Origin of the sequence: Methanomethylovorans sp. (genome assembly GCF_041305605.1) — an archaeon.
GTDB lineage: Archaea > Halobacteriota > Methanosarcinia > Methanosarcinales > Methanosarcinaceae > Methanomethylovorans.
Map to the genome: position 1 here is coordinate 1 of NZ_JBFYLB010000110.1, position 3,041 is coordinate 3,041.

Here is a 3,041-nt window from a genome sequence, read left to right on the forward strand (position 1 = left end):
ATCGCTATGTTTATATTTAGTCCATGTATTGGCTATAAAAACAGTTTTTCAAATATTTTCCTATCCACTTCGAGGTCGTCAAGTTGTCTCTCCTGGATACATATATCAGTCACATAGTCAAAGTGTTCCCTGATCTTCTTTTAGGATCTCTGGTGACCATTGAGGTCACAAGCCTGGGTGTGTTTTTTGGCCTTATCCTTGGAACCATATCAGGACTTGGAAAACTATCCCGGAACAAATTTTTCCGTTATCCCTGCATTGCCTATGTGGACTTTATAAGGGGAACACCTCTTCTGGTGCAAATACTGCTTTTTTACTATGGTATCCCAGGGCTTTTCTCAAATGTAACGGGCAGACCCCTGTCTATTGATCCTATCATGGCAGGCGTTATTGTCTGCAGCATAAACAGTGGTGCCTACATTGCAGAAATTGTGCGTGCAGGTGTTCAGTCTATTGACAAGGGGCAGATGGAAGCTGCACGCTCTTTGGGCATGACAGAAGGAATGGCTATGAAAGAGATCATTCTCCCCCAGGCTTTCAGAAGGATAATACCACCTCTAGGCAATGAATTTATAGCTCTTCTGAAGGATTCATCTCTTCTGGCAGTCATAGGAGTGCATGAATTACTGAAGAACGGCCAGCTTTACATTTCAAGGACTTTTGCATCTTTCCCGGTTTACATAGCTATAGCTCTGATGTATCTTGTGATGACTATTGCAATATCCAGACTCGTTACGTATTCTGAAAGGAGGCTTGGTGTCAGTGATCGAAATTAAGGACCTGCATAAGAGCTTTGGAGACCTTCGGGTCCTCAAGGGTATATCTGCCAGGGTGAAGGAAAGTGAGGTGGTTTGCGTAATAGGACCTTCCGGGTCCGGAAAGAGTACTTTCCTGCGTTGTATCAACCTTCTGGAAAGACCCACGTCGGGAGACATCTGGATCGATGGCAAAAAAATAACAGATCCACATATTGATATTAATAAGATCCGGGAAGAGGCTGGCATGGTGTTCCAGCACTTCAATCTCTTCCCTCATAAAATAACCCTTGAGAATGTATCTCTTGCTCTCATCAAAGTTAGAAAGCTTCCAAAAAACGAAGCCGAAAAAAGGGCACTGGAAATATTGCGCAAGGTTGGACTGGAAGATAAAGCACACGTTTATCCTGCCGCACTCTCCGGTGGGCAAAAACAGCGTGTAGCAATAGCACGTGCTTTGGCGATGCATCCGAAGGTCATGCTTTTCGATGAACCTACCTCAGCCCTTGACCCTGAAATGGTAGGAGAGGTATTGAATGTCATGAATGACCTCGCAAAGATGGGAATGACAATGGTAGTGGTCACCCATGAAATGGGATTCGCAAGGGAAGTAAGCGACAGAGTGCTTTTCATGGACGATGGTATGATCGTAGAGGAAGGAACGCCCCAGGATATATTCAACCATGCAAGGAATGAGAGGACCATTGCTTTCTTGAGCAAGGTGCTTTAGGTTTTTTCTAACACCATATCTGAGATCATGCTCTCATCCAGGCGGTATATTATCCAGTCTTCAAGGGGTTGAGCACCTAACCGTTCATAGAACTTACGTGCAGGATTCCAGTGCAAGGCACTCCATTCCATACGACCGCAATCACGTTCTCTGGCCATACGGACACATTTCATGAACAAGGCAGCTCCGACCCCTTTGCCACGGTGTTCTGGAAGCACGTATATGTCTTCTAAATATAAACCTGGTTTTCCCACAAATGTGGAAAAGTTATGAAAGAAAACCACAAAACCCACAGGCACACTATCAAGTTCAGCTATCAGGGCTTCAGCATACGGCCTTTCTCCAAAGAAAGCCATTTTAAGTGACTCCTCAGTAGCTGAAACCATATGGCTGAGGTGTTCGTATTCTGCTATCCCTTTAACAAATCTTAACAATAAAGGCACATCTTCGACATCTGTACTGCGGATGATAAGACCACGGACAGGATTATCTTTCATGTCTTTGTACTAGTATAGCACGATATTTAGAATTTCTCATATATTTCGACATACATAAATTTCTTACGAAATCCGGTAGAGAAAAACTAGATAGCAGTAAATATTCATTTCTATTTCAGATTCGCAATTGCAAAGTGAAATAGTAATGTTTCTTCCCCAATAGGATACCTAATACAGTCAGCTGAGTATTCAATTTCTTAATCACAACAAAACCGAAAGATTTATAACATATTGGTTTTATGCTAATCGTCTACTATATAGGGACTACATACTATATAGTTAATAAATAGTCAAATGTTCGAAATTATGACTAGTAAGTGCAAAGAACAGACTCTATACTGCTATACACTTAATAGTCCTAAATCGACAGTTCATATATGTGGGTATAAAAGGCTAGGTGATTACTTTGAAGAAAATGCTCAACTTCTTATTATTGGGACTTCTGGTTATGGGCTTAGTGGCCATTTCCGGTTGTGCAGACAAAACTACAGAAGAGACTGTAACAGAAACCGTAAACGAGACCACAACCACGACCGTAAACCAGACCACAGAGGTTGTTGACGAGACAGTAGTGTATCCTATTGTAAATGAGACCACAACCACGACCGTAAACCAGACCACAGAGGTTGTTAACGAGACTTTGAACGAGACAACCATCTAACTTCGAAATATAAGAGGTGCAATGGTTGTTGCACCTCCTCATTTTTTGATCAGATACTTTTTCTTTGCAGAGTTATTATAGGATAATAGAAGCTATCCTAAATAAAATAGAAAACGTAAACCGAGCTACGAGAGTTCGCTACTTTTTCAGATCATTTCTTCCGCAGGATGCCAGTGTTGCATTTTTGTACATTTCTTTTCTTACAAAGATAAGATACGATCAATATATGAAGTCTTACCAGCTGTAATCGTGCACTTATGCGAAGTCCTATCTGAATATTTAAAACTGTATTCCCCAGGCATCAGCTCCATGCCATTTGTAAAGGTTCGCCAACCGCTTGCATAATAATGTGTACAGGTATCAACTAGATACACAGCTTTACCTGTCTGAAAGTCTAC

At 41.6% G+C, this 3,041-nt stretch carries 4 protein-coding genes; 3 read left to right on the plus strand and 1 reads right to left on the minus strand.

Annotation, left to right across the window (positions count from 1 at the left end; genetic code table 11):
* Positions 1-83 precede the first annotated feature (83 nt).
* Both ACCM36_RS06870 and ACCM36_RS06875 read left to right on the plus strand, forming a co-directional pair.
* Positions 84-776, plus strand: coding sequence for an amino acid ABC transporter permease (locus ACCM36_RS06870; RefSeq protein WP_370573012.1), 693 nt, complete (start codon positions 84-86; stop codon positions 774-776).
* Positions 763-1,485: an amino acid ABC transporter ATP-binding protein gene (locus ACCM36_RS06875; RefSeq protein ID WP_370573016.1), complete on the plus strand. Its 723-nt coding sequence runs from the start codon at positions 763-765 to the stop codon at positions 1,483-1,485. The genes ACCM36_RS06870 and ACCM36_RS06875 overlap by 14 nt, the downstream gene beginning before the upstream one ends.
* Here ACCM36_RS06875 and ACCM36_RS06880 read toward each other — a convergent pair.
* A complete protein-coding gene (locus ACCM36_RS06880) occupies positions 1,482-1,982 on the minus strand; it encodes a GNAT family N-acetyltransferase (RefSeq protein ID WP_370573013.1) in 501 nt (166 codons plus the stop codon). The two genes, ACCM36_RS06875 and ACCM36_RS06880, sit on opposite strands and share 4 nt — an antisense overlap.
* A gap of 406 nt (positions 1,983-2,388) precedes the next feature.
* On the opposite strand from ACCM36_RS06880, the gene ACCM36_RS06885 reads away from it, so the two are divergent.
* Positions 2,389-2,643: a hypothetical protein gene (locus ACCM36_RS06885; RefSeq protein ID WP_370573015.1), complete on the plus strand. Its 255-nt coding sequence runs from the start codon at positions 2,389-2,391 to the stop codon at positions 2,641-2,643.
* Positions 2,644-3,041 lie beyond the last annotated feature (398 nt).